Origin of the sequence: Pseudomonas abieticivorans (assembly GCF_023509015.1) — a bacterium.
Taxonomy (GTDB): domain Bacteria; phylum Pseudomonadota; class Gammaproteobacteria; order Pseudomonadales; family Pseudomonadaceae; genus Aquipseudomonas; species Aquipseudomonas abieticivorans.
This window is the reverse complement of sequence record NZ_CP094975.1, coordinates 4,890,174-4,916,737: the sequence shown is the minus strand read 5'-3', so window position 1 is coordinate 4,916,737 and position 26,564 is coordinate 4,890,174. Positions and strand designations below refer to the sequence as shown.

Sequence of the window (26,564 nt, the reverse complement as noted above, 5' to 3'; positions counted from 1 at the left end):
ACCTGCGCTGATCCCTTACCCGGCCATCAGACTTTCGAGCATGTTACATGCCGTTACAACTCTTACCCCCCTGCCTAACATCTCTCCATGTTATACGACAACAGACAACACGCAGAGCTCCTCCTCGGCCTCGATCTGCGGCCATGTGATGAGCCCAGGCGCCTTCGGCACCGCCCTGCAGGTAGTACCGCTAGCCCCGTAACGCCGCTGTATCCAAAAACAAAAACAACACTGGAGATATCCATGGACTTCACCCGCAAACTCACCGCCGCACTCCCTTTAGCGCTGTTGCTCTCGGGCACAGCGCTGGCAGACGTCAAGATCAAATTCGCCGAAGTTCACCCATCCGGTTACCCCACTGTCGTGGCTGAACAGGAAATGGGTAACAAGCTGGTCAAGGACAGCAACGGCGACATCAGTTTCAAAATGTTCGCCGGTGGCGTGCTGGGGTCTGAAAAGGAAGTGGTCGAACAGGTCCAAGCCAACGCCATCCAGATGACCCGGGTCAGCCTGGGGATCGTCGGCCCGGTGGTGCCGGACGTGAACGTGTTCAACCTGCCGTTCGTGTTTCGCGACCATGCCCATATGCGCAAGGTCATCGACGGCGAAATCGGCCAGGAGATGCTCGACAAGATCACCCATTCCGAGTTCAACCTGGTTGCCCTGGCGTGGATGGATGGCGGTACCCGCAACCTCTACACCAAGAAGCCGGTGCGTGACATCGCAGACCTCAAAGGCATGAAGATCCGGGTGCAGGGTAACCCGGTATTCATCGACACCATCAACGCCATGGGCGGCAACGGCATAGCCATGGCCACGGGCGAGATTTTCAGCGCCCTGCAAACCGGCGTGATCGACGGCGCGGAAAACAACCCGCCGACCCTGCTGGAACACAACCACTACCAGAGCGCGAAGTACTACACGCTCACCGAGCACCTTATTTTGCCGGAGCCGGTGGTGATGTCCAAAGCCACCTGGAACACCCTCAGCCCAGAGCAGAAAACCCTGGTGAAAAAGCTGGCGGTCGAAGCCCAGGCCGAGGAGCGCGTGCTGTGGGACAAGAAATCGGCCGAGAGTGAAACCAAACTCAAGGCAGCCGGGGTGGAATTCATCACCCTGACACCTGCGCAGAAAAAAGCTTTTTATGACGCCACCGCCGACGTGCGTAGCAAATACGGCGCGCCTTACACCGACCTGATCAAGCGCATCGAAGCCGTTCAGTAACGCCTTTCCTGACAGATGATGCTGCGGTGGCGGGCACTGATCCGCCACCGCCTGGCCGTGGTGAACTTATGAAAAACTCGATCTTGCGCTTCAACGATGGCCTCTACCGGATGTGTATTGCGATTGCCGGGCTGTCGATGCTGACCATGGCATTGATCATCCCCTGGGGGATTTTCGCCCGTTATGTGCTGGGTTCCGGCTCCAGTTGGCCGGAACCCACCGCGATCCTCTTGATGGTGGTGTTCACCTTTTTCGGGGCTGCCGCCAGCTACCGTGCCGGCGCGCACATGGCCGTGAACATGGCCACCGAACGCATGCCCCCGGTACTGCGCAAAAGCGCGGCCATTGCCGTGCAACTGCTGATGGCCCTGATGTGCGTATTCATGGCCGTCAAAGGCCTGAAGCTGTGCAGCAACACCTGGAATCAGTTCCTTGGCGAAATGCCCGGCCTGCGCGTCGGTATTTCCTACTTGCCGATTCCGGTTGGCGGCATCCTGACCTTGGTCTTCGTGCTGGAAAAACTCTTCCTGGGTGACCAAAGCCACCGCCGTGCCGTGCGCTTGGATTGGGCTGAAGAAAGTGAAGGGGCTGTGTAATGGATGCTTTGATTCTGTTGGGCAGCTTTGTCGTACTGATCCTGATTGGCATGCCCGTTGCGTTCGCACTGGGGCTTTCGGCGCTGATAGGCGCATGGTGGATCGACATTCCCTTTGACGCCCTGATGATTCAGGTCGCCGGAGGGGTCAACAAATTCTCGCTGCTGGCCATACCGTTCTTCGTGCTGGCGGGGGCGATCATGGCCGAAGGCGGCATGTCGCGCCGCCTGGTGGCCTTTGCCGGGGTGCTGGTTGGGTTCGTGCGCGGCGGCCTGTCGCTGGTCAATATCGTGGCGTCGACGTTCTTTGGCGCCATTTCTGGCTCCTCGGTCGCCGACACCGCGTCCGTGGGCTCGGTGCTGATCCCGGAAATGGAACGCAATGGCTACCCCCGCGAATTCTCCACGGCGGTGACGGTCAGTGGTTCGGTGCAGGCCCTGCTGACCCCGCCCAGCCACAACTCGGTGCTGTATTCGTTGGCCGCCGGGGGAACGGTGTCGATCGGTTCGCTGTTCATCGCCGGCATCATGCCGGGGTTGCTGCTCAGCGCCGTGATGATGGTCTTGTGCATGATCTTCGCGCGCCGGCGCAACTACCCCAAGGGCGAGGTCATCCCGCTGCGCCAGGCTCTGAAGATCGCCGCCGAAGCCCTGTGGGGGATGATGGCGATGGTCATCATCCTGGGCGGTATCCTGTCTGGCATTTTCACGGCAACCGAGTCGGCGGCGATTGCCGTGCTCTGGGCGTTTTTCGTGACCATGTTCATTTACCGGGACTACAAATGGCGCGACCTGCCCAAATTAATGCACCGGGCCGTGCGCACCGTTTCCATCGTCATGATTCTGATCGGCTTCGCCGCCAGCTTCGGCTACATCCTGACGCTCATGGAAATCCCCATGAAGATCACCGCAGCGTTCCTGACCCTGTCGGACAACCGTTACGTGATCCTCATGTGCATCAACGTCATGCTGCTGTTGCTGGGCACGATGATGGACATGGCCCCGCTGATTCTGATCCTCACGCCGATCCTGCTGCCCGTGATCATCGGCATTGGCGTGGACCCGGTGCACTTTGGCATGATCATGCTGGTGAACCTGGGCATCGGCCTGATCACCCCGCCGGTAGGTGCCGTGCTGTTCGTGGGCGCGGCGGTGGGCAAGGTCAGCATCGAATCTACCGTCAAGGCCCTGATACCGTTCTACGTGGCGCTGTTACTGGTATTGATGGCGGTCACCTATATTCCGGCCATTTCGCTATGGCTTCCAGGCCTGGTGCTGTAGCCGTACCTTAGGGCCCTCCTCCGATCAGGCGTTGCGACTCGGCGCCTGATCCCCGCCGGCCCCTTGAACCTTGAGCGGCGGCGGAATATTTGCAACACGCCGTCACACTTAATATGATCCTGACCGGGTGCGCTTTTGCCTGTCGCAAAGTGCAGGTTAAACACTACGTTGGTCGGGCCGCCAACTTGGAGCCCCCGTGCCCGCTGAAAATGCCCCTGCAGCCAAACCTGTGATCCCGCGCCCGCAAGTCTTGACCGAACGGGCGCTGTCGGCACTGGAACGTTTTTCCCATATCGAGGCAGTCAGTGGCATTGCGCTGCTGGTGGCCGCCCTGCTCGCCCTGGCCTGGGCCAACAGTAGTTATGCCGACGGCTACACGCACTTCTGGGAAACCCCCATCACCCTGTCGTTGGGCGCCTACAGCCTTTCGCAATCCGTGCACTTTTTGGTCAATGACGTCTTGATGACCGTGTTCTTTCTGGTGGTGGGCGCCGAAATCCGTCAGGAGATCCACAACGGTGCGCTGGCAACCGTCAAGCTCGCGTTTCTACCATTGGGCGCCGCCTTGGGCGGGGTGATCGTGCCGGCGCTGATCTATCTGGCGATCAACCACGGGACCGAGGCCGTGCATGGCTGGGCCATCCCCACCGCCACCGACATCGCGTTCGCCGTCGGTGTGCTGGCGCTGCTCGGCAAGTCGGTGCCAGGCGGTGTCAGGGTGCTCCTCCTGGCCCTGGCGATCATCGATGACATCGTCGCCATATTGATCATCGCAATCTTCTACACCGCAAGCCTGGACTACGCGGGGATCGCCATCGCCGCGGCGGGGGTGCTGATGGTGCTGGCGTTTCAGCGTATGGGCATCGGCAAGGCGGCGCTCTACCTACTGCCCGGCGCGATCATCTGGTATGGCTTGTTCAAAACCGGTGTTCACCCAACGCTGGCGGGGGTCATCCTGGGCCTGTTGACGCCGGTGCGGTCGATGCCTATGAAGGAAAAGCCCCTGGATATGATCCAGCGCAACTTCCACGAACTGGTCGATCGGTTTTCCGGCAAGCCCGAGGCCCAGCAGTCGGTCAGCGCGCCCCTCAAGCAGCTTCGCCAGGCGCAGCGGGAAATGCTGACCCCGGTTCAACGGGTCCAGTCATCACTGCACCCCTGGGTGGCGTTCGGGATCATGCCGCTGTTTGCCCTGGCCAATGCCGGCGTCAACCTGGCCGGAGCCGACCTGAACAATCACCTGTCGCAACAGGCCTTCATCGCGGTGATAGTGGCCTTGGTACTGGGCAAACCCCTGGGCGTCATCATGGCGTGTAGCCTGCTGGTCAAGTCCAGGTGTTGCGAACTGCCTGCCGGCGTCACCTGGGGCGGCGTGGCGTTGGTGGGGCTGCTGGCCGGCATAGGCTTTACGATGTCGATCTTTATCTCGGCGCTGGCCTTTATCGACCCCAGCTTGCTCTCGGCCGCCAAACTCGCCGTGCTCTGTGCATCGGTGGTGGCCGCCCTGCTCGGGCTGAGCTGGGGCTGGATGCTACGGCGGCGTCAGTGATTGGCTTTTTCGGGCGCCGCGTATGGGTCTTGATACAAAGCTGATCTGGCCTCGGTCCGCCCGCCCTCGATAACCCTCCTGCCTGCGCCCTGCGGGCAGGGTGCCGGTTTGCGCTCATACCGCCCATCGCCTGCCGGCACATTGCACCACCTTGATACACACCCGACATCCCCGCGACACGCCAGTGACCGACCCTAGGCCCTTCACTTCATACGTTGACGCCCGCTGGCGTCTCCCAGGCGGACTCCAAGGCATGCAAACGCTTACCACAACCCCCGTAGACACAGACTCATCCCTGGACGCCGACAAGCGCTGGTACACCACCGCGCTGGTGGTCGACGACGACGTGCCGCTGCGCGAACTGCTCAGCGACTACCTGGCGCGTTTCGGCATCCAGGCCACGGGCGTAGGCGATGGCGTGGAAATGCGCCGGGCCCTGGCCGAACAATCGTTTGACGTGGTGGTGCTGGACTTGATGCTGCCTGGCGAAGACGGCCTGTCGCTGTGCCGCTGGCTGCGCAGCACCTCCGACGTGCCGATCCTGATGCTGACCGCGCGCTGTGAACCCACCGACCGGATCATCGGCCTGGAACTGGGCGCCGATGACTACATGGCCAAGCCGTTCGAGCCCCGTGAGTTGGTGGCGCGCATCCAGACCGTGCTGCGCCGGGTGCGCGACGAGCGCAGCGAACAACGGGTGAGCGTGCGTTTCGACAACTGGCGGCTGGACAGCGTGTTGCGCCAGCTAGTCTCCACCGATGGCCTGACCGTGCCCTTGTCCAACGCCGAATTCCGCCTGCTGTGGGTGTTTTTGGAGAACCCGCGCCAGGTCCTCAGCCGTGAACACTTGCTGGACAACGCCCGCGGCCGGGCCATCGAGGCCTTCGACCGCAGCATTGACCTGCTGGTCTCGCGCCTGCGCCAAAAACTGGGCGACGACCCCAAGTCCCCGCGCCTGATCAAAACCCTGCGCGGCGAGGGTTACCTGTTCGACGCGCAGGAAATTGCTTGATGCAAGGCACCAGTACGCTGTTCGCGCGGCTGTTCGGCATGTCGATGGTTGCCATTGTCGTCGCCCACGTGGTGGCGTACTTCTGGTTCCAGAAGTACGGCATGGGGCCACCCCATTCGCCCACATTGGACGAGAGTGGGCGGTTGATCGCGCACCCACCGCCCAACACCCCGCCCATGGCGTTCCTGGTGATCCAGTTTATCTCGATCATCGCGGTCGCCTGGTGGGGCGCGCGCCTGCTGTCGCGGCCTATCCGGCAATTCAGCGAGGCCGCCGAGCGCTTGAGCGAAAACCTCGACAGCGAACCCTTGGAAGAAACCGGCCCACGGGAATCGCGCCAGGCCGCGCACATCTTCAACCGCATGCAGCAACGCATTCGCCAGCAGGTGCGTCAGCGCTCGCAAATGCTTGGGGCGGTGTCCCACGACCTGCGCACGCCGCTGTCACGCATGAAGCTGCGCATCGAGCAGGTCGACGACCTGAAACTGCAAAGCCAGATGCGCCAGGACCTGGACGACATGATCAGCATGCTCGACGCTACCCTGAGCTACCTGCATGAGCAGCGCACCTGCGAAGCCGTGCAATTGTATGACGTGCAGGCACTGGTCGAATCCTTGTGCGAAAACGCCCAGGACCACGGTGACGACATCAGCACCCGCGGCCATTGCCGGCCGCTGCTGGTACAGCCGATCGCGCTGCGCTCCTGCCTGAGCAACCTGATCGACAACGCCCTGCGCTACGGCGGCGCCACCCTGGTGGACCTGCGCGACAGCGCCAGCCAGGTGACGATTCGAATTATCGACCACGGCCCCGGTATCGAGGCCAGCTTGCGCGAAACGGTGTTCGAAGCGTTTTACCGGGTGGAAGGGTCGCGCAACCGCAACTCCGGCGGCGTCGGTCTGGGCATGACCCTGGCCCGCGATGCCGTGATGCGCCTGGGTGGCAGCATCACGCTGGAGGAAACGCCGGGGGGCGGGTTGACGGCAGTGGTCAGCTTCAAGCGCGTGTGAGCCGCCCCACCGCGAGTTGCACAGGGCCTACAGGGCTCGATAAGGCTGACTAGAAGGCTTTTCGACCCATCCCGCGGCCCTGACAGCCCTTTCAAAGCGCCGATTCAGAAACGTCCTACATACTTTTGATGGTCCTGGGTTCTACCGTTGGGGCCGTGAATTCGTTCACGCCCAATCATTGCCCCGCGGCTCGCTCGGCAAGATGCCGAGCGGGCCCTACCCGTCAAAAGGATTTGCATGTCAATCGGATATTTCATTGGCCTGGGTGACAAGACCACCTGCGGCGGTACGGTTTTGGAAGGTGACCCTCGCATCAATATGTATGGCGTCCTGCATTCCTGCGAGGGCGATCAAGTGTCCTGTGGCAAAGACGGCAAGGCGTATCAGATTCTCGGTGGCATTTCGCACATGATCAGCCATGGCCGGCGGATGGCCGGCACCTTGGACAGCTTCAGCGGTTGCCCTTGCCAGGCCCAGTTGATCCCGTCGGTGTTCACTGCCACTTATCAATTTAAAGCACCCTCCGAGGGCGCCAGTGCCACGCAAATGGCGACCGCTTTTACGCCCGAGCCCAAGCGAACTCAAGCCTCGGCCCCCATCCAGCATGGGGCTGCACGCCAGGATTGCAGCCTGGAAGAAGAGGAGGAAGAAGAGGAACTGCAAGCGCACGGCATCGTGCTGCGCCTGGGCCTGTTCTTCGACGGCACGGGTAACAACCAGGGCAACAGCGCGACGGGCGAAGGTTGCCGGGCCCGGGACGTGGGTTTGGATGGTGAGGCGACGGCCGATATTCGCCAACGCTGCGCAGCGTTTGGGTATGAGGCTTCGGGGGTGGTGCCGGCTAATAGTTATGGGAGCGAGACCAGTAATGTGGCGCGGTTGCATGATCTTTATCCGGATCATTCAAGTAAAACGCTGGCCTCCGACGCGAATGAAGCTCATATCAAGGTCTACATTGAAGGCATCGGCACAACTAGTGGCCAGGGTGACTCTCTCTACAGCCAGGGTACCGGCCGAGGCAGCACTGGCGTAGTGGCTCGGGTTGAACAGGCACCCGCTTCAGTGCTGCAGCAGTTGCGACAGCTTCAGGAGTACAATCCCAAACTCAAGATCAACCGAATCGAGGTCGATCTGTTTGGCTTCAGTCGCGGTGCAGCAGCGGCCCGACACTGCGCCAATGACCTGCTCAAAGGGCCGAAGAGTTTACTGGCAAAGGTATTACCGGCAGGTTCACCCTTGCTGGCCGCTGATTTCAACTGGCTCCCTGGCCGCGACCTTATCCTCAACTTCATCGGCCTTTTCGACACCGTTGCGGGCATCGTCGATCCCCTGAGCAACGACTTCAGCCCGCACAATATCCTTAACCCCGGGGTCAACCTACGGCTGGCCCCACGTGCTGCTCGCCAGATAGTGCAGCTGGTGGCCGATGACGAGTACCGTCACAACTTCTCCCTCACCCGCACCGACAACGATCTGTTCGTGCCAGGCTGCCATTCCGACGTGGGCGGCGGCTACCTGCCCCTGGCGACGGAAAAGCTGCTGCTGAGCAAACCCGTCAGCAGCCTGAGCCCGCTACACGAGCCTAACGAGCACAGCGAGGCGTATCGCCGGACCCAGCAGCGCCTTGAACACACCCTGGAGATTTTGCGCCCGTTTATTCCGCCAGCAGACTTGAACATCCTCACCTGGCAAGTGACCACCCAGCACCGGGGCCGCGACACCCAGCCGCAGAAACGCGTCTACGCCGCCATTTCGGGCCAACGCCAGGTGCGCGGCGAACTCTCGCTGGTGTACTTGCGGATCATGCGCGCGTTGGGCATTCGCGGCGGGGTGGCGTTCGATCCGGTTCCCGACATACCAGCCTTCGCCCTGCCCACCGAGTTACAACCCATCGCGGTCAAACTACAAGCCTACGCCCTGCATGAGCCCTTCACGCGCCTGACCGCCGAGGATATCGCACTGCTGCGCCGTCATTACATCCACCTCTCGGCCCATTGGAATGCCTCCAAAGGTTGGAGCAACAGCGACCTGGAAGCCGTGTTCATCAACCGTCCTGCCGAGGGTAACCTGCGTGCCAAGTACCATCAGTGAATAAGCTCAAAGGCCTGTTGCTATGCGGCGCACTGTTCTGGCTGAGTGGCTGCGCCAGTGGCTTCGGCCGATTGCCTTACGACTCGTGGCGGCTGGGGTTGTTTGCGCCCGACTACATGGAGGTGTGGATCGAAACTGCCGATGCAGTGGACATCCATGACCGTGCTTACCGTCGCGCCATGAGCGGCGTGGCCGCGATCCAGTTACCGAAGAACCTCAAGGGTAATCCGCGTGGCTGGCCGGAACACCCCGGCTCCGGGGCTGGCAAGCAAGTCCTCGGCGCCGACGTACCACGCCTGCTCTATGTCCGCTGGCAATCACTGGTAGAGCCGCAAACCTACGAAGCCTATATCGTCATCCCCAAAGCCACCCAACAGGCCATGCTCAAGGGCGAGAAAACCTTTTGCAAGGCCGATGCAAAATGGATCACGGACTACCGAAACATGCTGACCGTCGGCCTGGCCCCAGGCGGGATTGCCCGAGTCTGGCTAGGCGGCCAGTGCCTGAAGCCGATCGACGTAGCGCGAGTGCAAGCCGATGTAGTGGAGGTGGGGCCTTCGGGAGGCAAAAATGAGGGCCGGTACGCATTGCCCTTGAAGCCAGCCGCCAAAGTCTACATCGAAAAATACGGGATTCCCTATGGCTCGTGGTAAGTCCTTGGCATTCATGGTGCCATCAGTGAATAAGCTCAAAGGCCTGTTGCTGTGCGGCGCACTGTTCTGGCTGAGTGGTTGCACCAGTGGTGCCGGGCGGCTGCCGTATGACGCATGGTGGTTGGGTCTCGGTGCCCCCCATTACATGGAGGTGTGGATTGAAACCGCCGATGCGGTGGATATCAACGACCGAGCCTTTCGTCGCGCCATGAGCGGCGTGGGGGGGAGCTCGCCCAAGAACCTGAGGGGTGATCCGCGTGGCTGGCCTGAGCACCCAGGAGCCGGTGCCACAAAGCGCGTCCTCGGCGCCGACCTACCCCGCCTGCTCTATGTCCGCTGGCAATCGCTGGTAGAGCCGCAAACCTACGAAGCCTATATCGTCATCCCCAAAGCCACCCAACAGGCCATGCTCAAGGGCGAGAAAACCTTTTGCAAGGCCGATGCAAAATGGATCACGGACTACCGAAACATGCTGACCGTCGGCCTGGCCCCAGGCGGGATTGCCCGAGTCTGGCTAGGCGGCCAGTGCCTGAAGCCGATCGACGTAGCGCGAGTGCAAGCCGATGTAGTGAAGGTGGGGCCTTCGGGAGGCAAAAATGAGGGCCGGTACGCATTGCCCTTGAAGCCAGCCGCCAAGACCTACATCGAAAAATACGGGATTCCCTATGGCTCGTGGTAAGTCTTGGCATTCATGGTGCCATCAGTGAATAAGCTCAAAGGCCTGTTGCTGTGCGGCGCACTGTTCTGGCTGAGTGGCTGCACCAGTGGTGCCGGGCGGCTGCCGTATGACGCCTGGTGGTTGGGTCTCGGTGCCCCCCATTACATGGAGGTGTGGATTGAAACCGCCGATGCGGTGGATATCAACGACCGAGCCTTTCGTCGCGCCATGAGCGGCGTAGGTGGGAGCTCGCCCAAGAACCTGAGGGGTGATCCGCGTGGCTGGCCTGAGCACCCAGGAGCCGGTGCCACAAAGCGCGTCCTCGGCGCCGACCTAACCCGCCTACTCTATGTCCGCTGGCAATCCCTGGTAGAGCCGCAAACCTACGAAGCCTATATCGTCATCCCCAAAGCCACCCAACAGGCCATGCTCAAGGGCGAAAAGGCCTTTTGCAAATTTGATAGCAAATGGATCACGGACTACCGAAACATGCTGACCGTCGGTCTGGCCCCAGGAGGGATTGCCCGAGTCTGGCTAGGCGGCCAGTGCCTGAAACCGATCGACGTAGCGCGGGTACAGGCCGATGTAGTGGAAGTGGGGCCTTCGGGGGGCAAAAATGAGGGCCGGTACGCATTGCCCTTGAAGCCAGCCGCCAAGGCCTACATCGAAAAATACGGTATCCCATACGGTTCGTGGTAAGCCTTGGACACCCACCCTGCGAAGCCACCCAACGCGGCGAAAGTCAGCCCAGCCCTCTGCCCGTGCGGAAGAGGGCCGCGCCGGCCCACTACCGCGCCATATCCCCCTGCAACACCGCCGGCGGCGACTTCAGTTGCGCGTCGCCGCGCAACTTCGCCACCTGCTTGGCGTCCACCGTGGCCGCTGCCGGGTTGCCGAACTGGGTCATCACGTAGTTGGCCACCTGGGCCACCTGCGCATCGTTCAGGTCCTCGGCAAACGATGGCATCAGGATCTCGCCCTTGACCATCTTGCGGTCGACCGACCCCAGGATCACCGACACCACGTTCTTGGCATCCGCAGCGCCGGTGGTGGTGTGGTTGAACAGGGACGGGTAGGCACCAAAACCGCTGCCCGCGCCCCGCCCCTTGGCACCGTGGCAGGTGGCGCAGCTACCCATGAACAACACGCGGCCCGGGTCTTGCGCCTGGGCGACGCTGTCGCCGCGCACGGCGACATACCCATCGCTGGGCTTGCCGAAGCTTTCGCGTGAGGCGCTTTGCTTGTCGTCGGCAATCGCCGGCACCGACTGCAGGTAGGTGGCGATCGCGGCCAAGTCAGACTCGGGCAGGTATTGCAGGCTGTGCTCGATGGCTTCGGCCATGGGGCCCGACGCCGATGCACGGCCGTCCACGTGACCGGTCTGCAGGTAGGTCACCAGTTCGTTCTGGGTCCAACTGCCAATGCCGGCGGTCTTGTCCGGGGTGATGTTGTAGGCCACGAAGCCGCCCAGGTCACCCCCGGCGAAGGGCTTCTTGGTGTCCATACCCATGGTCAGGTTGCGCGGCGTATGGCAGGTGCCACAGTGTGCCAGGGCATCGACCAAGTAGCGGCCCTGGTTCCATTCGGCGGTTTGGCTGGGGTCGGGCTTGAGCTCGCCTGGCGTGAAGTTGAAGAACTTCCAGAACACCATGCCCCAGCGCTGGTTGAACGGGAACGGCAGGTCGGTGACCGGCGACGCTTCGGCCACCGGAGGCTCGGACATCAGGTAGGCCTTGATCGCCAGCACGTCATCGCGGGACATCTTGGTGAACGAGTCGTAGGGCATGGCTGGGTAAAGCTGTTGGCCGTCCTTGCCCACGCCGTCGCGCACTGCGGCGACGAACTGGTCGTCGCTCCAGCTACCGATACCGTGGGTCTTGTCGGAGGAGATGTTGGTGCCGTAGATCAGCCCGAACGGCGTGCCCACCGGGTAGCCACCGCCAAACGGATTGCCGTGCGGCGCGGTATGGCACGCGGTGCAGTCGGCCGCATGGGCCAGGTAAGCGCCGCGGGCAATCAGATCCCCAGGCGCAGGTTGTTCAGCGGCAGGGGCGCCCAGGCTGACCAGCAGGGGCAGCGCGGCAAGCAGCAGTTTTTTCATCGGCAATGGGGTCATCATGACAGGCTCTTCAACACGGTGTCGGCCATACGCAGGGCCAGGGCGGTGCCGGTCAGCGTCGAGTTGACGATGGCCGCGGTCGGCATCACGCCGGTGCCGGCCATGAACAGGTTCTCGTGATCGTGGCTGCGCAGGTCGCGGTCCACCACCGAGGTGGCCGGGTTTGCGCCCATGCTCAGGGTGCCGGTGATGTGCTGATTGTTGTCGTACACGCCGCGCTTGCTGTACACCACTTCGGTGCCGCCCATGGCGCTGGCGATTTCGCGATACACCTCGATGGAGTGGTCGTAGCCCTTGTGCACGTAGTCCGGGAACTTGTAGTACACCTCGACGCGCGGCAGGCCCCAGGCGTCCTTCTCGGTCTTGCTGAGCACGATGCGGTTGTCACGGTCTGGCAGGATTTCCATCATGCCCTTGAGCAGCACATAGTGGTCGGCCTGATACTTGAGCTTCTCGTTCAGCGCCTTGCCGTAGTAGCCCTGCTTGATCAAGCGCTCGGTGAGCATGCGCGTGGGGTTGGTGTTGGCCAGGTCGATACGCAGGCCCGAACGGTCGGCGCGAAACGCCCCGTCGCGGATGTTGTTGATGCTGCTGGGGCGCATCGGGCCGCGGCCGAAGTAGATCGGCTCGTCGGCCAGGAACTCCACCGAAGAACCGGGGTGGTCCATCAAATGGCGGCCGACCATGTCGTTGCTGTTAGCCACGCCATTGGGCAGGCGGTCGCTGGTGGACATCAGCAACAGCTTGCTGCTTTCGATGGCGTTGGCCGTCAGCACGAACTGCTTGCCGGTGACCTTGTGGCTGGTCTTGTGGCTGTCCAGGTAATGCACGGCAACGATGCGACCCTTGTCATCGGCCTCAATGCGGTACACCACGGCGTTGGCGACGATGCGCACGCCGGCGTCCAGTGCTTTGCGCGCGGCGATGCCACCGTGGTACTGAGCGTCGATCGGGCACACTGGCATGCAGTTGTTGTTACCGCAGCAGGCCGGGCGGCCGTCATAGGCCACGCTGTTGCGCGCCTGCGGGCCGATGCCCACTTCATAGCCCAGGCCGGCCAGGCGCTGCTTCATGCGCTCGAAACCGTAAGGCAGCGGGATGCCCGGCAACGGGTAGGGTTGCGAACGTGGCGAACCGAGGTCGGCGTCACCGGAAACGCCCATCTGGGTTTCCGCGTCGCAGTAGTAAGGTTCAAGCTCGGCATAGCTGAGCGGCCAGTCCACCCCCACGCCATACAACGACTGCAAACGCATGTCGTTGGGCTGTATGCGAAACGCCTGCCCCGCCCAGTGCCAGGTGGTGCCACCCACGCCGCGCAGGTAGGACGCCAGGTACGGGTCCGGGCCTTTCTGGATCAGGTAACCGTTGTCCACCGGCTGGAACTTGGGCTGTGGCGCCCAGGGTTTTGGCGGATAGGGTTCGGTGAAATCGCCCTTGAGCGGGCTGTTGCGAAACAACTCCACGGCCTCGTCGCGCTTGATTTCGGGACCGGACTCCAGGATCAGCACCGAAGCGCCGGCCTTGGCCATTTTCAGTGCCGACAGGGAACCGGCGATACCGGCACCAATGACAACGACATCTGCACTCAGGGAATCAGACATGGGCCACGCTCTCGGATTGCGGAGGTTGAGTCCAGAAGTTCGGCTCGCCGGCGCAGTAGCTCGGTGGCGTGAACGAGGTGCTCAGCACCTGGTAGCTGACGATGTTTTCAAAGCCGATGCAGGTGGGGCTCATTTTGTTGCCCACCACCCCCAGGTACCAGCCGCCGACCATGGCCTGGTACACCGCCACCACCGCTGTCGGTTGCGCGGCCAGGGCCGCCTGGAAGGCTGGCGGCGTGGCGCCGGCGTTGGCCGCCAGCAGGCCCGCCAGGGCGTCCAGGTGCGCAGGCAACTGGTTGTCCTGGTGTCGCAACCAGTCATACAGGCGCTGGGCCAGTTGCAGGTCGGGCTTGTCGATGCCGGTCAGCAGCATCGACAAGGCGAGGAAATCGGCCGGCAAGCGGATGCCATTGACCAGCGGCGCGCTGGCGAAGGCGTTGGACACAAGCAAGGTCTTGCCCAGGGCACCGGCAGCCAGGAGGCTTGAGGCACCGAAGACCAGACGGCGTCGGGTGAGGTTAATCATGGTTTTTGGTCCGAGTGATCCCATCCCTGATAGCGTTTAGGCTTCAAGGCTTTTAATGGTGTGCACAGAAATTCGCCGCGACAGACCAAGCCTGCCGCGGTGGTTTTTTAGCTCTGCGAATTACTTCAGGCTTTCGGCGGCAGTCTGCGAGGCGCTGTTGTCCAGGGCCTGTACCGGTGTGCTGACGCCCACGGCGCCCACGACTTCGCCATTGAGGGTCAGCGGGTAGCCGCCGCCCAGCGCCACGGCATGGGGAATTTCAAGCACCGTGTTCTCGCCTTTTTGCAGGCGCTCCATGAACTTGACCGACGGGGCACGGTACAGCGCCGAGGTGCGGGCCTTGCCAATGGAGGCATCGACGCAACCCAGCGGCGCGCCGTCCAGGCGTTCGAAGGCCAGCAACGTGCCGGACACGTCGACCACCGCCACGCAACCGAAACTCTTTTCAGCGGCCAGGGAGCCCTTGACGCTGGTGATCACCTGCAGGGCCTGGGCGTTGTCCAGTTGCGGGTGGGTAGCAGCCTGTGCAGCCGTGCCGGCCAAAGCGAGTAAACCAGTCAGGAAAAACGATACAGATTTCATGAGCCAGCCGTTTCCATTCGAATATAAGTCAGCAATTGTAACCAACTAGTTAGTCCACTAATAATCCATGATCCAGCAAATCTTTGTTACAGAAACGCGAACAATTGCCACATTGACATTTGGCAAAACACGCCAAACCAACAAGCCCCCTGCCATTTCTTGTACGCTGCACACACAGGCTTCATCGGTGCACGAAATACCCGCCGCCCACGATCGCGTGCGCACCAGAATGAGCCCGCCCCCTTCGTTTTTTTCCGATATTGGTGCAACACATGAACGCAACACCGACCCCGGCCAAGCCAACCCGCAGCCCCAAGCAGAGCCGTCAGGAAATCATGGACAACATCCGTGCGGCCGCCATCAGCGAGTTCAGCCAGCACGGTTTCATCGGTGCCTCCACCCAGGCGATCGCCGAACGCGCGGGCCTTAAAAAATCCCAGTTGCACTACTACATCGAAGACAAGGAAAGCCTGTACGCCCAGGTGCTGGGGCAGTTGATGAACGCCTGGTCGAAACTGTTCGTGTTTGGCGCACAAGACAGCGCCACGCCTCGGCAGATCCTTGGCGAATACGTGCGCCAGAAGCTTGAGTTCGCCTTGGACCACCCGGAAATATCGCGCATCTTCACCAACGAGTTGCTCAGCGGCGGCACCCGCCTGGAGGGCTTCTGGCCCGGGGCCCTGAGCACCACGCAAAGCAAGGTGGACCGCCTGCAAACCTGGGTAGACCAGGGCATTTTGCGGCCCCTGAACCCGCGCCTGTCTGATCATGCATATCTGGGCCCTGACCCAGTATTACGCCGATTACGCGCTGCAGGCCGAATTGATCCTGGGCCAGAGCCTGCAGTCACCCGAACAGCAACGGGAAATCCTCGACGAGTTGGTGACATTCGTACTCGCAGGCTGCCACCTCAAAGACTGATCCGCACCCTTGCACTTCGGCATTTCTGACCAATCGGACAGTATTGGCATAGGCGTTGCTAGTATTTGACCAAACGATTCAACCGATCGGTCAGCTATGCAAAACACAATGCCGTCCAACATCGACAACGCCACTACGGCCCTGGTACTCAGCCACGCCCGGCTGCCTCGCTGGCTATTACCCGAAGGCTGGCCCCAGCAGGCAGGCGAACCGCAGCGGGCACAGCTGAGGATTGAAAACGGGCGTATTACCCAGGTGCTCGCGCAGCCAGCCACCTGCAACGGCATCGACCTGCACGGCACATTGGTGTTGCCGGGGCTGATCGAAGCCCATGCCCACTTGGACAAGACTTTTACCCGCCAGCGCCTGGGGCCGATCGAGCCGGGCCTGCTGGGCGCCATCGCCGCCACCCAGCTCGATCGCCGGCAATGGACCCGGGACGACTTGCACCAGCGTTCGCAGCGTGCCCTGCGTCAGGCAGCCAGCCACGGCGTGAGCCTGCTGCGCAGCCACGTGGACTGGTGGAGCGCCGCGGCGCCGCCGGCCTGGTCGTTGCTGGCGGACCTGGCGCAGGACAGCCCGGTCGAACTGCAACGAGTCGCCTTGGTGCCCCTGCCGCTGTTCGCCAACAAAAGCGATGCAACCCTGATCGCACGCCAGGTCCAACAATACGGCGGCGTTTTGGGGGCCTTCATCCACACCAGCAACGACAACGACGCAGCCTTGCGCCAGCTGCTCGACGTGGCCACGCACCACGGGCTGGACCTGGACCTGCACGTGGATGAAGAGCTTTCGCCCCACGCCAACGGCCTGGCGCGCGTGGCCCAATATGCCCAGGCCATCGGCTTTGCCGGGCGCATTGTCTGCAGCCATGCCTGCTCCCTGGCCGCGCAACCGGCCGAGGTAGCCAGCCACACCCTGGACAGCGTGGCCCGCGCGCCGATCACCCTGCTCGCCCTGCCCAGCACCAACCTGATGCTGCAAGACGCGGTGGCCGGGCGCACCCCGCGCCAGCGTGGCCTGACATTGATCAAGGAAGCGCGCGAGCGCGGCATCCCGCTGTTGCTGGGCACCGACAACGTGCAAGACGCGTTTTGCCCCACCGGCCGCTACGACCCCGTGCAAACCCTGCAACTGGCCGTGCTCACCGGCCAACTGGCCGATGCATTCGATCAAGCGTCGCAAGCGATCTGCCGGCGCGACTGGCTGGCGACGCCTCAAGCACGCCCCACGCTGATAGGCGCACCCGCCGAACTGACCCTGTTCCATAGCCACAGCGCCTTTACCTGGCCCGCCGACCCCGAGCGCAGCCTGTTACGCGGCCACCACCTGCCCGACGCCTTCCTCGCCCACCTGCGGAGCCTGACATGACCGACGCCCAACCTCTGGCCCAACCCCTGGCCCGCTACGCGGCCTACCACCGTGCCGGTGATTTCATCTTCCTCTCTGGGGTGATCGCGGTGAACCCCGCTGAAAACCTGATCGTCAACGGTTTCGCCGACATCCCGGCGCACATTGCCGAGCAGTTGGGACAAACCTTCGAGTTCTCCACGGACTTCAAGCAAGGCCCAATCCTGGCGCAGAGCTGGTACGTGCTGGAAAGCATCCGCCGCACCGTGGAAAGCGCCGGCGGGCAGATGAAAGACGTGTTCAAGCTGGTGCAGTACATGCGCAACCTGGACCACTTCCCCTACTACAGCCGGGTGCGCAAAAGCTTTTTCCCCGATGCGTCGCCGGTGTCCACCGTGGTCGAGGTCAGCGCCATGCTGCCCTGCGAACAGATTTTGGTGGAAGTCGAAGCCACCGCCTACCTACCCCTTCGCTGATCCCTTACCCCCATTATGGAGACACACCATGCTTAACGGATATACCCCCGCCAGCCGCTTTCTCCCGTACCTGAGTTGGACCACCATCGACAGCCTGCCCGACAAGGCCAACACCGTAATCGTGCTGCCGGCCGGCGCCCTGGAGCAGCACGGCCCGCACCTGCCGTGCGCAGTGGACAGCATCGTCGCCGCCGGCGTGGTGGGCAAGGCCATGGCATTGTTGCCCGAAGACGTGCCGGCCTACGCGCTGCCGCCCATCACTTACGGCAAGTCCGATGAGCACCTGCACTTTCCCGGCACCGTGACCCTGACCGGCGAGTTGCTGCTCAACACCATCATTGAAATCGGCGAGTCGATCTACCGCGCAGGCTTTCGCAAGTTCCTCATCGTCAACGCCCACGGTGGCCAGCCGCAGCCGCTGGAAATGGCCGCGCGGGAACTGCGCCTGCGCCACGGCGACTTCGTGATCATCGCCCGCTCGGCTTGGAGCGTGCCCCATGACGAGAGCTTCATCCCGGCCAAAGAAAAGCAGCTGTCGATGCACGCCGGCCACGGCGAAACCGCGATCATCATGGCCCTGGCGCCAGACACCGTGGACATGAGCCAGGCGGCGGCGGACTTCCCGCCGCCCTTCCCCTGCCCGACCCTGTCGGCGACCCGCCCGGCTGCCGCCTGGTGCGCCTTGGACTTCGGGCCCAGCGGCGTGATCGGCGACCCCACCGGCGCCACCCTGGCCCAAGGCCAGGCGCTGCTGCAACAACTGGGCGAGCAATGGGCCCAGGCCATCGGCGAAGTGCACCGCATGCAGTGGCTGACCCGCAGCGCGACAAGCTGGGGCCGTGGCCACTACCAAGGGCATATCCAGACCCAACGCTGAACCGTGCCGCCTATCGAGGAGTTCGCCATGACCGTTCACCCGCTTACCGCCGCCTTGCGTTCCACCGCCCTGGCCGTTGCCCTGCTGGCCGGCGCCCAGGCCCAGGCCGCCACGCCCATCACTTTCATCACCAACTGGTATGCCCAGGCCGAGCATGGCGGGTTCTACCAGGCCCAGGCCGATGGCCTGTATGCCCGGCAAGGTCTGGACGTGACCGTGCAAATGGGCGGCCCCCAGGTAAACCCGGTGCAACTGCTGGCGGCCGGCCGCGCTCAGTGCATCATCAGCGACGACATCGGCACCATGCTGGCCCGCGAACACGGGGTGCCGCTGCAAATGGTCGCCACCACCTTCCAGCATGATCCCAGCGTGATCATCGCCCACGCAGGGGTCGCCAAAATAGAAGACCTGCGCAGCCAGACCCTATTGATCTCCAGCGCCGCCCATTCCAGCTGGTGGCCGTGGGCCAAGGCGCGGCTGGGCTTCAAGGATGACCAGGTGCGCCCGTACACCTTCAACATCCAGCCGTTCATGGCCGACCCACAAGTGGCGCAACAGGGTTACCTGACCTCCGAACCTTTTGCCCTGCAAAAAGCCGGCGCGCCGTTCAAGGTGTTCGCGCTCAGCGAAGCCGGCTACCCGCCCTACGGCAACGCCATCGCCTGCGACAGCCAATGGCTGGAAAAAAACCCGCAACAGGCCGCCGCCTTTATCCAGGCCTCGATGCAAGGCCTGAAAAACTACCTGGCCAACCCGGCCGGCGGCAATGCGTTGATCCGCCAGGCCAACCCGCAAATGGGCGAAGACCAACTCGACTACGCGGTGGCCAAACTGCGCAGCACAGGCCTTGTCAGCGGCGGCGATGCCCAGGCTGGCGGCATCGGCGTGATCACCCCGGCGCGCATGCAGCAAACCTGGCAAATGGCCGTGGACAACCACTTGATCGACGCTGGCAAAGTGCCGCTCGAGCAGATGTACACCACGCGCTTCATCGACCAGCAGCCGGTGTTGCCATGACCAGCGCGCTGCGGGCCCAGCCCGCCCTGCCCTTGCCTGCCAGCGACGCCAGGCCATTGGCCGTGCAGGCCTTGTCGGTCGAGAAGGTTTACGCCAACGGCACCCAGGCCCTGCGCCCGGTGGACCTGGACATCGCCGAGGGTGAATTCGTCACCTTGCTCGGCCCGTCCGGTTGTGGCAAAAGCACGCTGCTCAAGATGATCGCCGGCCTGATCGAGCCTAGCGACGGGCGCCTGTTGCTGTGGCGCAAGCCCGGTTCGCGCCTGAGCGAAACCGGCAAAAGCCTCTCGTACGTGTTCCAGGAAGCCACGCTGATGCCTTGGCACAGCGTGCGCAAGAACGTGCGCCTGCCATTGGAGATGGACGGCGTGCCACGGGCCGAAGCCGACCGCCGGGTGCAAATCGCCCTGGAACGGGTGGGCCTTGAGCGCTTCGCCCAAGCCCTGCCTCGCGAGCTGTCGGGCGGCATGCAGATGCGTGTGTCGATCGCCCGCGGCCTGGTGGTAGAGCCGCAGTTGCTGCTGATGGACGAGCCGTTTGGCGCGCTCGACGAAATCACCCGCAACCACCTGGACAGCGACCTGCTGTCACTGTGGCAGCGGCATGCCTGGACCGTGATGTTCGTCACCCACTCGATCCACGAAGCGGTGTTTTTGTCGCAGCGGGTGATCGTCATGGCGGCGCGCCCGGGCCGGGTGGTGGCCGACATCCATATCGCCGAACCCTACCCGCGCACCGCCGAGTTTCGCCTGTCGGCGCGCTTCAGCGAATACGCCATGGCATTGCACCAGCACTTGGTCGATGCCAGCAGCGAGGAGCCCCTCTGATGGCGACTAACCTTCATTCGCGCCCTTTGCTGGCCCGCGAAAGCGCCCAGCGCGTCATTATCCCAGCCGTCATTGCCCTGTTGCTGGTGCTCGCCTGGCAAGTGGCGCTGGTGGCCCTGAAAGTGCCCAGCTACCTGATCCCCACGCCCTGGCTGACCCTGACCACCCTGGTGCAGGACTGGAACGTGCTGGGCCCGGCGCTGCTGTTCACGCTGAAGATCACCTTGATGTCGTTCGCCTTGTCGGTGCTGATCGGCGTGGCCATCGCCTTTGTGTTCGTGCAGAGCCGCATGATCGAGGTGGCGTTCTTCCCCTATGCGGTGCTGCTGCAAGTGACGCCGATCGTGGCCATCGCGCCGCTGATCATCATCTGGGTGCGCGACACCACGCTGGCCATGGTGGTGTGTTCGACGCTGATGGCGGTGTTCCCGATCATCTCTAACACCGCCCTTGGCCTGCGCAGCGTATCGCCCGGCTTGCTGGCCTATTTCAAGCTGCGCCGCAGCAGCCGCTTGCAGGTGCTGATGCGCCTGCGGGTGCCCACCGCGTTGCCGTATTTCTTTGCTGCCCTGCGCATCTCGTGCGGGCTGGCGCTGATCGGCGCGGTGGTGGCCGAGTTCGTCGCCGGCACCGGCGGCGCCAACACCGGGCTTGCCTACCAGATCCTCCAGGCCGGCTTTCAATTGAACATCCCACGTATGTTTGCAGCCTTGCTGTTGATCTCCCTGGCCGGCATCGCGCTGTTCGCCGGCATGTCGTTGCTGTCGCAAAAAGCCATCGGCCATTGGCACGACAGCGAAGCGCAGCGTGACCAATGAACCCGCCCTCCCTTACTGCCCAAGGTAATGTCATGACCGACTTGACCCACCGCATCCAGACCCTGTGCCAAGCCCTGCCGGACCTTGAATGGATCACCGCGCCCATGCAACTCAAGCGCCTGTCCAAGGACTTCCACTGGTTCAGCCCCATTTTGAAAGACAGCCTGGCCGAATGCCTGGCCGACCTGGGCGTGCGCCCGCGCAGCGAAGCCGAATTGCTGAGCATCGTCAGCGCCTGCGCCGAACATGGCGTGCCGGTGACCTTGCGCGGTGGCGGCAGCGGCAACTATGGCCAGGCGGTGCCCCTGCACGGCGGCCTGGTGGTCGAACTGACGGCCCTGGACCAAGTGCGCTGGGTGCGCGACGGCGTCGCCCGGGCCCAGTGCGGCATTCGCCTGGCAGCCCTGGAAGACCTACTGCGCCCACAAGGCTGGGAGCTGCGCTGCATGCCGTCCACCTACCGCATCGCCACCCTGGGCGGGCTGTTCGGCGGTGGGTTCGGCGGCATCGGCTCGATCAACTACGGCCCACTGGCGGCGACCGGCACGGTGCTCGGCGCGCGGGTCATGACCCTGGAATACCCACCACGCATCGTCGAGCTACGCGCCCCCGAAGTGATGCAACTCAACCATGTGTATGGTACCAACGGCATCGTGCTGGAGCTGGAAATTGCCCTGGCACCGGCCCAGCACTGGGACGAATACCTGCTGGGGTTCGACAGCACCGAGGCGGCCTTTGCCTGCGCCGAAGAACTGGCCACCACCCCCAGCATCACCAAGCGCAACGTCGCCTTGTTCGAGGCCGCGGTGGCGCGCTATTTCAATGCCCTGGACAGCGTTCGCCAGCCGCAGGAGGCCGTGCTGATCTGTGCCCTGGCGGCCCAGGCCGAACAGCCGCTCAAGCAGATACTGCAACGCCATGGCGGGCGCATCTGCCAGTACCACAGCGCCGCCGAAGTCGCCGCCAGCGGCCACACCCTGCTCGAATATTGCTGGAACCACACCACCCTGCACGCGCTCAAGCATGACCGCAGCCTCACCTACCTGCAGACCGCCTATGCCCCTGGCCAGACCTGGGCGCAACTGCAACGCATGAGCCAAGTGCTGGAAGCGGACGAAGTACTGACCCACCTGGAATTCATCCGCGACGTCCAGGGCCGCAGCGTGGCCGTGGGCTTGCCACTGGTGCGCTACCAGGGGGCCGAACGGCTGAACCAGGTAATCGCCCTGCACCGCGCCAACGGTGTGCAAATCAACGACCCGCACGTGTTCACCCTGGAGGACGGCAAGCACGGCGGCGCCCTGGACCCGGCCATTCTGGCGCGCAAACACGATTATGACCCAGCCGGCCTGCTGAACCCCGGCAAGGTCCGCAGTTGGTCCACCGCACAATAAAAACGTAGGGGCTGACGCCTCGCCAGTACTGCCCACTCATCCGTACAACATCCTTCATCCCCCACGGCGATGAACGTCACCGGCTGCCTGCCCGCAGGCCGCCAGGGGCTTCGTTCGCCCGCAGGATGGACCTAACCCAAGAAGAGCGGCAATGAAGACAGACGTGCGCACCACCCGGCAAACCCCACGCAACCTGTTGCTGGCCATGGCCATGAGCCTGCCGGCCTACGCCTTGGCCGCAAGCGACGCCATTGACCCGGCGCTTGCGGTCAACCAACGCCCCGGCACCCTCACCGAGCCTGTGCAACAGCAAGAGCCGTCGACTCTCAACGACATCGAGGCCCCAGCCGACACGGGCGATGCCGACACCCTGGGCGAGGTGTTCAGCAAGGGCAAGGTCAACGGCAACTTCCGTACCCTGTACTACTCGGCGCACAACTCCTTCTTCACCAAGGGCCTGACCCAGGACACCCTCAGCTACGGCGGCAAGTTGGGCTTTACCACCGCGCGCTACAACGGTTTCAGCGCCGGGCTCAGCGGCTACGTGCAGCGCGGCATCGGCCATGCCGACGACCCCAGCGAGCGCGATGGCTACCTGGGCCCCAACGTGACGGCCATGGGCGAGGCGTACCTGCAATACGAGCACGATCAATTGAAGATCGTCGCCGGCAACCAGGAACTGGACGTGCCCTTTGCCTCCACCTACGACTGGCGGATCGCCACGCAACTGTTCCAGGGCGTGTACGCGCACTACGGCGACGACGACAACTTTCTCAGCGCCCTGCGCATGTATCGCTACAAATCCTATATCGACGACTCGTTCAAAAAGCAAACCACCTACAACAGCCACTTCGACGCGTATTCAGGGCTTGATGACCAAGAGACCGACGGCTTCTGGGGCGTGGGTGGCGGGCGCAGCCTGAACCTGGGCACTGCGCAGTTGAAGGCCAAGGCCTGGCAGTTCGACTACGAGGACTACGCCAAGTTGAGCTACGTGGAAGCGCAACTGAGCCAGCGCGAGGGGGTGATCAAACCGTTCATTGGCGTGCAGGCGTTCCATGAAAACGGCGATGGCCGTGAACTGCTCGGGGAGGTGCACAGCCGTGTCTACGGCCTGCAACTGGGCGTCAAGCACAACTCGCTGACGGCAAGCCTGGGGTATGACCGCATCGAGCCGGATAAAGACAGCTACCTCAATGGCGCACTGGTCACCCCTTATGCCCACAACGTCAGCTCCGGCCCCCTGTTCGCCCAGCCGTTCCTCACCAGCACCCAAGACCTGGGCGCCGGCAATGCCTATGCCTTCGACGTCAACGGCGCATTGCGCGACAACCTGTTCGTGGGCGGCCGTTACTCGTTCATGGACCTTAAGGCCAGCGCCAGTGCATCGAGCATCAACCAGTCCGAGTACCTGGCGTTTGCCATCTACAAATTCGGCGGCAACCTCAAGGGCCTGAGCGTGGCAGACTTCATCGGCCTGCAAAGCCAGCCGGGGCAAGAGAAGGATTACTGGCAGAATCGCTTGGCGGTCGAGTACGCGTTCTAACGGATTGCCCCTTGTAGGAGCGGATTCATCCGCGAAAGCCACACCGCGGAGCATCGACACACCGCGCCGCTTTCTTCGCGGATAAATCCGCTCCTACCGGCATACGTATCACTCTGTAGGAGCGGATTCATCCGCGAAGGCCACGACGCGGTATGCCTGATGCACCGCGGCGGCCTTTTCGCGGATAAATCCGCTCCTACAAGGGGGGGGCGTCAGTGGGCCAGCGGAAACTGCGCCGCACGGCTCCACGCCACGAACGCCTGCTCGGGCATCGGCCGGGCAAAGAAGTAGCCTTGGGCTTCGTCGCAGCCGAAGCTGCGCACCCATTGCAGGCACTTGAACGTTTCCACCCCCTCGGCCACGGTGCGGTAACCCAGTTCGCGGGCCAACTGGATCACCGAACGGGCGATCATCTGGTGGCGCGGGTTGTGCTCAAGGTCGGTGATCAACGATTTGTCCAGCTTCACCACGTTGGCCGGGATCTGGTGCAGGTACGAAAAATTGCTGTAGCCGGTGCCGAAGTCATCGATGGCCACGTCCACCCCCATCGCGCGCAATTGCGCAAGCTCGGTCAACACCTGCGGGTTGGAGCGCAACCATTCGCCTTCGGTGATCTCCACTTCCAAACGGTCGGGCTCGATGCCGTGGGCCACGCATGCGCGCTGGATCAAGCCACACAGGTCATGGCCGTCAAAATCGTGCGGCGACAGGTTGATCGACAACTTGCTAGCGGTTTGCGGCGACCACTGGGCCAAGGTGCGCAACCCGGTTTCGATCACCCAACGGGTCAGGCCGTGGATCAGCCCGTTGCGCTCGAGCACCGGTATGAACTCGTCGGGGAAAATCGGCCCCAAGCGTGGGTGATTCCAACGGATCAGGGCCTCGGCACTGACCTGGGTGCCGTCGGGGATAGCAAAGCGCGGTTGGAACACCAGCTTCAACTGGTCGCCCGCCAATGCCGGGCCAATATCGGAAATCAGGTTGAAGGCGCGCCGGTAGGCGTTGTCGTGCACCGCATCGTACAGCGCCCAAGGCTGGCGCCCCTGCTGAGCCTGCTCGACGGCGTACATGGCTTTGCGCAACACATCGCCCAGTGCCTCGCGATCCACCTGGAAACGCACCGCGCCGGCGCGCAATGAGGGGCGCACCGGAATGCCTTCGATCTGGCTGGGTTGGCGCAGGGTAGCGACCAGTGTCTCGATAAAATCGTCAAACCCCTCGACAGGCTCCGGCAACAGGAAGGCAAACCGCTTCACGCCAATCTGGTACACCGGGGCGATCCCCTCAAGGTACCGGCACAAACGTTGGGCAATGCAGCGGATCAAGCGCTCGAACGGCGCCAGGCCCAACGCCAGGGTCATGTCGTGGGCCCAGCTCATCTCCAGGGGGTCGACCAGCACCAACTGCCGCGTCTCCCCGGTATGGTGCACATGCAGGTCGCGCAGGTCCGCGGCAAATTGCTCGCGATTGGGCAAACCGCTGACCGGGTCGATGCCCAGTGCAACCTTGCGACTCTCATACGGCATACCAGACTCCCGAACGGCACCGACTGGCAAAATGATAGCCGGGATTTTGCCCTGCACCGCCCGCCAACGCCAGCTTGATTGTCGCGCCGCTGGCAGCCTGACGCAGCCCGACCCAGCTGATACGATACAGCGGCCTTAACCTTCAGGGACTTCTCCATGCTCAACGCCTTGCTGTTCGACCTCGATGGCACTTTGACCGACACCGACACCCTGCACTTGCTTGCCCTGCAGCAGCTGATGCAGGAAGAAGGCCGCACGTTCACCGAAGAAGACTTCGAAAAACACTGCAGCGGCCGCGCCAACCCAGACATGTGCCGCAACCTGTTCCCGGACCGCTCGGTGGCCCAGCACGTCGAGTTTGCCGACCGCAAGGAAGCGCGCTTTCGCCAGCTGTCCACGCACCTGGAACCCCTGCCCGGGCTGCTGCGCCTGCTGGCGTTCGCCGAACAGAACCAGGTGGGCATGGTGGTGGTAACCAATGCCCCGCGGGCCAATGCCGACCACATGCTCAAGGCCCTGAACCTCTCGGCACGCCTGCCGCACGTGGTGGTGGCCGAGGAGCTGGCACGCGCCAAGCCCGACCCACTGCCCTACCTCACCGGCCTCGAGCGGCTGGGTGCCCGGGCTGAAAACGCCATGGCGTTCGAAGACTCGATCCCAGGCCTCACGGCCGCAGTCAAGGCCGGTATTTTTACCGTGGCCCTGACTACCAGTCAAAGCCGCGAAGCCTTGCTGGCCGCCGGCGCGCACCTGGTGATCGACGATTTCAACGACGAACGGCTGTGGCAGGCCATTGATCAGGCCATCAGCCAGCCCGCGCGGTAACGACACCTCAGCCACTCATGCGCGAGATGCCTGCGGCCACCGCCTCCCTGCTGCTCGTCGGCGCGCACGCTGGCACGACGCGTGGG

The 26,564-nt window shown here is 63.0% G+C and carries 25 protein-coding genes; 20 read left to right on the top strand and 5 right to left on the bottom strand.

The annotated features are described in order from the left end of the window. The first annotated feature begins 243 nt into the window (after positions 1–243). The 10 genes from L9B60_RS22485 (at position 244) to L9B60_RS22440 (ending at position 10,772) form a co-directional block, all read left to right on the top strand. Positions 244–1,224 (top strand): TRAP transporter substrate-binding protein, encoded by a 981-nt coding sequence (locus L9B60_RS22485; RefSeq protein ID WP_249673180.1) that lies wholly within the window; start codon positions 244–246, stop codon positions 1,222–1,224. Positions 1,225–1,292: 68 nt separating this feature from the next. After that, the gene (locus L9B60_RS22480; RefSeq protein WP_249673179.1) at positions 1,293–1,820 is read left to right on the top strand and encodes a TRAP transporter small permease; all 528 of its coding nucleotides are present in this window, start codon (positions 1,293–1,295) and stop codon (positions 1,818–1,820) included. Beyond that, positions 1,820–3,100, top strand: coding sequence for a TRAP transporter large permease (locus tag L9B60_RS22475; protein ID WP_249673178.1), 1,281 nt, complete (start codon positions 1,820–1,822; stop codon positions 3,098–3,100). Before L9B60_RS22480 ends, L9B60_RS22475 begins: the two co-directional genes overlap by 1 nt. 196 nt (positions 3,101–3,296) lie before the next feature. Then, complete coding sequence (nhaA, locus tag L9B60_RS22470; RefSeq protein WP_249673177.1) at positions 3,297–4,649, top strand: Na+/H+ antiporter NhaA; 1,353 nt, start codon at positions 3,297–3,299, stop codon at positions 4,647–4,649. A 253-nt stretch (positions 4,650–4,902) separates the two neighbouring features. After that, entirely contained in the window at positions 4,903–5,661 is a 759-nt protein-coding gene (locus L9B60_RS22465; RefSeq protein ID WP_249673176.1) for a response regulator, read from the top strand. Then, positions 5,661–6,671: a sensor histidine kinase gene (locus L9B60_RS22460; protein WP_249673175.1), complete on the top strand. Its 1,011-nt coding sequence runs from the start codon at positions 5,661–5,663 to the stop codon at positions 6,669–6,671. The genes L9B60_RS22465 and L9B60_RS22460 overlap by 1 nt, the downstream gene beginning before the upstream one ends. A 237-nt stretch (positions 6,672–6,908) precedes the next feature. Further along, complete coding sequence (locus L9B60_RS22455; protein ID WP_249673174.1) at positions 6,909–8,762, top strand: type VI secretion system family protein; 1,854 nt, start codon at positions 6,909–6,911, stop codon at positions 8,760–8,762. After that, positions 8,759–9,415, top strand: a complete 657-nt coding sequence (locus L9B60_RS22450) for a DUF2931 family protein (RefSeq protein ID WP_249673173.1) — start codon at positions 8,759–8,761, stop codon at positions 9,413–9,415. Before L9B60_RS22455 ends, L9B60_RS22450 begins: the two co-directional genes overlap by 4 nt. 13 nt (positions 9,416–9,428) lie before the next feature. Further along, positions 9,429–10,094, top strand: coding sequence for a DUF2931 family protein (locus L9B60_RS22445; protein ID WP_438866150.1), 666 nt, complete (start codon positions 9,429–9,431; stop codon positions 10,092–10,094). Between the two features lie 12 nt (positions 10,095–10,106). Continuing rightward, positions 10,107–10,772: a DUF2931 family protein gene (locus tag L9B60_RS22440; protein WP_438866003.1), complete on the top strand. Its 666-nt coding sequence runs from the start codon at positions 10,107–10,109 to the stop codon at positions 10,770–10,772. Between the two features lie 88 nt (positions 10,773–10,860). Here L9B60_RS22440 and L9B60_RS22435 read toward each other — a convergent pair whose 3' ends face one another. The 4 genes from L9B60_RS22435 to L9B60_RS22420 form a co-directional block, all read right to left on the bottom strand. After that, positions 10,861–12,192, bottom strand: coding sequence for a cytochrome c (locus tag L9B60_RS22435; protein ID WP_249673170.1), 1,332 nt, complete (start codon positions 12,190–12,192; stop codon positions 10,861–10,863). Next, complete coding sequence (locus L9B60_RS22430) at positions 12,189–13,793, bottom strand: GMC family oxidoreductase (protein WP_249673169.1); 1,605 nt, start codon at positions 13,791–13,793, stop codon at positions 12,189–12,191. The genes L9B60_RS22435 and L9B60_RS22430 overlap by 4 nt, the downstream gene beginning before the upstream one ends. Further along, positions 13,786–14,319 (bottom strand): sugar dehydrogenase complex small subunit, encoded by a 534-nt coding sequence (locus L9B60_RS22425; protein WP_249673168.1) that lies wholly within the window; start codon positions 14,317–14,319, stop codon positions 13,786–13,788. The genes L9B60_RS22430 and L9B60_RS22425 overlap by 8 nt, the downstream gene beginning before the upstream one ends. Positions 14,320–14,439: 120 nt before the next feature. Continuing rightward, positions 14,440–14,901, bottom strand: coding sequence for a GlcG/HbpS family heme-binding protein (locus tag L9B60_RS22420; RefSeq protein WP_249673167.1), 462 nt, complete (start codon positions 14,899–14,901; stop codon positions 14,440–14,442). Positions 14,902–15,173: 272 nt separating this feature from the next. Here L9B60_RS22420 and L9B60_RS22415 point away from each other — a divergent pair, with 272 nt between their 5' ends. The 9 genes from L9B60_RS22415 (at position 15,174) to L9B60_RS22375 (ending at position 24,127) form a co-directional block, all read left to right on the top strand. Then, positions 15,174–15,851, top strand: a complete 678-nt coding sequence (locus L9B60_RS22415; RefSeq protein ID WP_249673166.1) for a TetR family transcriptional regulator C-terminal domain-containing protein — start codon at positions 15,174–15,176, stop codon at positions 15,849–15,851. Positions 15,852–15,918: 67 nt separating this feature from the next. Next, positions 15,919–17,193 (top strand): amidohydrolase family protein, encoded by a 1,275-nt coding sequence (locus L9B60_RS22410; protein WP_249673165.1) that lies wholly within the window; start codon positions 15,919–15,921, stop codon positions 17,191–17,193. Then, positions 17,190–17,648: a RidA family protein gene (locus L9B60_RS22405; RefSeq protein ID WP_249673164.1), complete on the top strand. Its 459-nt coding sequence runs from the start codon at positions 17,190–17,192 to the stop codon at positions 17,646–17,648. Before L9B60_RS22410 ends, L9B60_RS22405 begins: the two co-directional genes overlap by 4 nt. A 28-nt stretch (positions 17,649–17,676) precedes the next feature. Continuing rightward, entirely contained in the window at positions 17,677–18,525 is an 849-nt protein-coding gene (locus L9B60_RS22400; protein ID WP_249673163.1) for a creatininase family protein, read from the top strand. A 27-nt stretch (positions 18,526–18,552) separates the two neighbouring features. Beyond that, positions 18,553–19,542: an ABC transporter substrate-binding protein gene (locus tag L9B60_RS22395; RefSeq protein WP_249673162.1), complete on the top strand. Its 990-nt coding sequence runs from the start codon at positions 18,553–18,555 to the stop codon at positions 19,540–19,542. Then, the gene (locus L9B60_RS22390; protein ID WP_249673161.1) at positions 19,539–20,369 is read left to right on the top strand and encodes an ABC transporter ATP-binding protein; all 831 of its coding nucleotides are present in this window, start codon (positions 19,539–19,541) and stop codon (positions 20,367–20,369) included. Before L9B60_RS22395 ends, L9B60_RS22390 begins: the two co-directional genes overlap by 4 nt. Beyond that, positions 20,369–21,187: an ABC transporter permease gene (locus L9B60_RS22385; RefSeq protein WP_249673160.1), complete on the top strand. Its 819-nt coding sequence runs from the start codon at positions 20,369–20,371 to the stop codon at positions 21,185–21,187. Before L9B60_RS22390 ends, L9B60_RS22385 begins: the two co-directional genes overlap by 1 nt. 32 nt (positions 21,188–21,219) lie before the next feature. After that, positions 21,220–22,581 carry an FAD-binding oxidoreductase gene (locus L9B60_RS22380; RefSeq protein ID WP_249673159.1) on the top strand — a complete coding sequence of 454 codons (1,362 nt, stop codon included), beginning with the start codon at positions 21,220–21,222 and terminating at the stop codon, positions 22,579–22,581. Between the two features lie 151 nt (positions 22,582–22,732). Beyond that, positions 22,733–24,127 (top strand): OprD family outer membrane porin, encoded by a 1,395-nt coding sequence (locus tag L9B60_RS22375; RefSeq protein ID WP_249673158.1) that lies wholly within the window; start codon positions 22,733–22,735, stop codon positions 24,125–24,127. A 212-nt stretch (positions 24,128–24,339) separates the two neighbouring features. Here the strand turns inward: L9B60_RS22375 and L9B60_RS22370 are convergent, their stop codons facing one another. After that, entirely contained in the window at positions 24,340–25,653 is a 1,314-nt protein-coding gene (locus L9B60_RS22370) for a putative bifunctional diguanylate cyclase/phosphodiesterase (protein WP_249673157.1), read from the bottom strand. A 156-nt stretch (positions 25,654–25,809) separates the two neighbouring features. On the opposite strand from L9B60_RS22370, the gene L9B60_RS22365 reads away from it, so the two are divergent. Then, positions 25,810–26,478 carry an HAD family hydrolase gene (locus L9B60_RS22365; RefSeq protein ID WP_249673156.1) on the top strand — a complete coding sequence of 223 codons (669 nt, stop codon included), beginning with the start codon at positions 25,810–25,812 and terminating at the stop codon, positions 26,476–26,478. The last annotated feature ends 86 nt before the right edge of the window (positions 26,479–26,564 follow it).

Coding starts and splice junctions, on each gene's coding strand:
- L9B60_RS22485 (WP_249673180.1), top strand. CDS start 244: ATGGACTTCACCCGCAAACTCACCGCCGCACTCCCTTTAGCGCTGTTG.
- L9B60_RS22480 (WP_249673179.1), top strand. CDS start 1,293: ATGAAAAACTCGATCTTGCGCTTCAACGATGGCCTCTACCGGATGTGT.
- L9B60_RS22475 (WP_249673178.1), top strand. CDS start 1,820: ATGGATGCTTTGATTCTGTTGGGCAGCTTTGTCGTACTGATCCTGATT.
- L9B60_RS22465 (WP_249673176.1), top strand. CDS start 4,903: ATGCAAACGCTTACCACAACCCCCGTAGACACAGACTCATCCCTGGAC.
- L9B60_RS22460 (WP_249673175.1), top strand. CDS start 5,661: ATGCAAGGCACCAGTACGCTGTTCGCGCGGCTGTTCGGCATGTCGATG.
- L9B60_RS22455 (WP_249673174.1), top strand. CDS start 6,909: ATGTCAATCGGATATTTCATTGGCCTGGGTGACAAGACCACCTGCGGC.
- L9B60_RS22445 (WP_438866150.1), top strand. CDS start 9,429: ATGGTGCCATCAGTGAATAAGCTCAAAGGCCTGTTGCTGTGCGGCGCA.
- L9B60_RS22440 (WP_438866003.1), top strand. CDS start 10,107: ATGGTGCCATCAGTGAATAAGCTCAAAGGCCTGTTGCTGTGCGGCGCA.
- L9B60_RS22435 (WP_249673170.1), bottom strand. CDS start 12,192: ATGATGACCCCATTGCCGATGAAAAAACTGCTGCTTGCCGCGCTGCCC.
- L9B60_RS22430 (WP_249673169.1), bottom strand. CDS start 13,793: ATGTCTGATTCCCTGAGTGCAGATGTCGTTGTCATTGGTGCCGGTATC.
- L9B60_RS22425 (WP_249673168.1), bottom strand. CDS start 14,319: ATGATTAACCTCACCCGACGCCGTCTGGTCTTCGGTGCCTCAAGCCTC.
- L9B60_RS22420 (WP_249673167.1), bottom strand. CDS start 14,901: ATGAAATCTGTATCGTTTTTCCTGACTGGTTTACTCGCTTTGGCCGGC.
- L9B60_RS22415 (WP_249673166.1), top strand. CDS start 15,174: ATGAACGCAACACCGACCCCGGCCAAGCCAACCCGCAGCCCCAAGCAG.
- L9B60_RS22410 (WP_249673165.1), top strand. CDS start 15,919: ATGCAAAACACAATGCCGTCCAACATCGACAACGCCACTACGGCCCTG.
- L9B60_RS22405 (WP_249673164.1), top strand. CDS start 17,190: ATGACCGACGCCCAACCTCTGGCCCAACCCCTGGCCCGCTACGCGGCC.
- L9B60_RS22400 (WP_249673163.1), top strand. CDS start 17,677: ATGCTTAACGGATATACCCCCGCCAGCCGCTTTCTCCCGTACCTGAGT.
- L9B60_RS22395 (WP_249673162.1), top strand. CDS start 18,553: ATGACCGTTCACCCGCTTACCGCCGCCTTGCGTTCCACCGCCCTGGCC.
- L9B60_RS22390 (WP_249673161.1), top strand. CDS start 19,539: ATGACCAGCGCGCTGCGGGCCCAGCCCGCCCTGCCCTTGCCTGCCAGC.
- L9B60_RS22385 (WP_249673160.1), top strand. CDS start 20,369: ATGGCGACTAACCTTCATTCGCGCCCTTTGCTGGCCCGCGAAAGCGCC.
- L9B60_RS22380 (WP_249673159.1), top strand. CDS start 21,220: ATGACCGACTTGACCCACCGCATCCAGACCCTGTGCCAAGCCCTGCCG.
- L9B60_RS22375 (WP_249673158.1), top strand. CDS start 22,733: ATGAAGACAGACGTGCGCACCACCCGGCAAACCCCACGCAACCTGTTG.
- L9B60_RS22370 (WP_249673157.1), bottom strand. CDS start 25,653: ATGCCGTATGAGAGTCGCAAGGTTGCACTGGGCATCGACCCGGTCAGC.
- L9B60_RS22365 (WP_249673156.1), top strand. CDS start 25,810: ATGCTCAACGCCTTGCTGTTCGACCTCGATGGCACTTTGACCGACACC.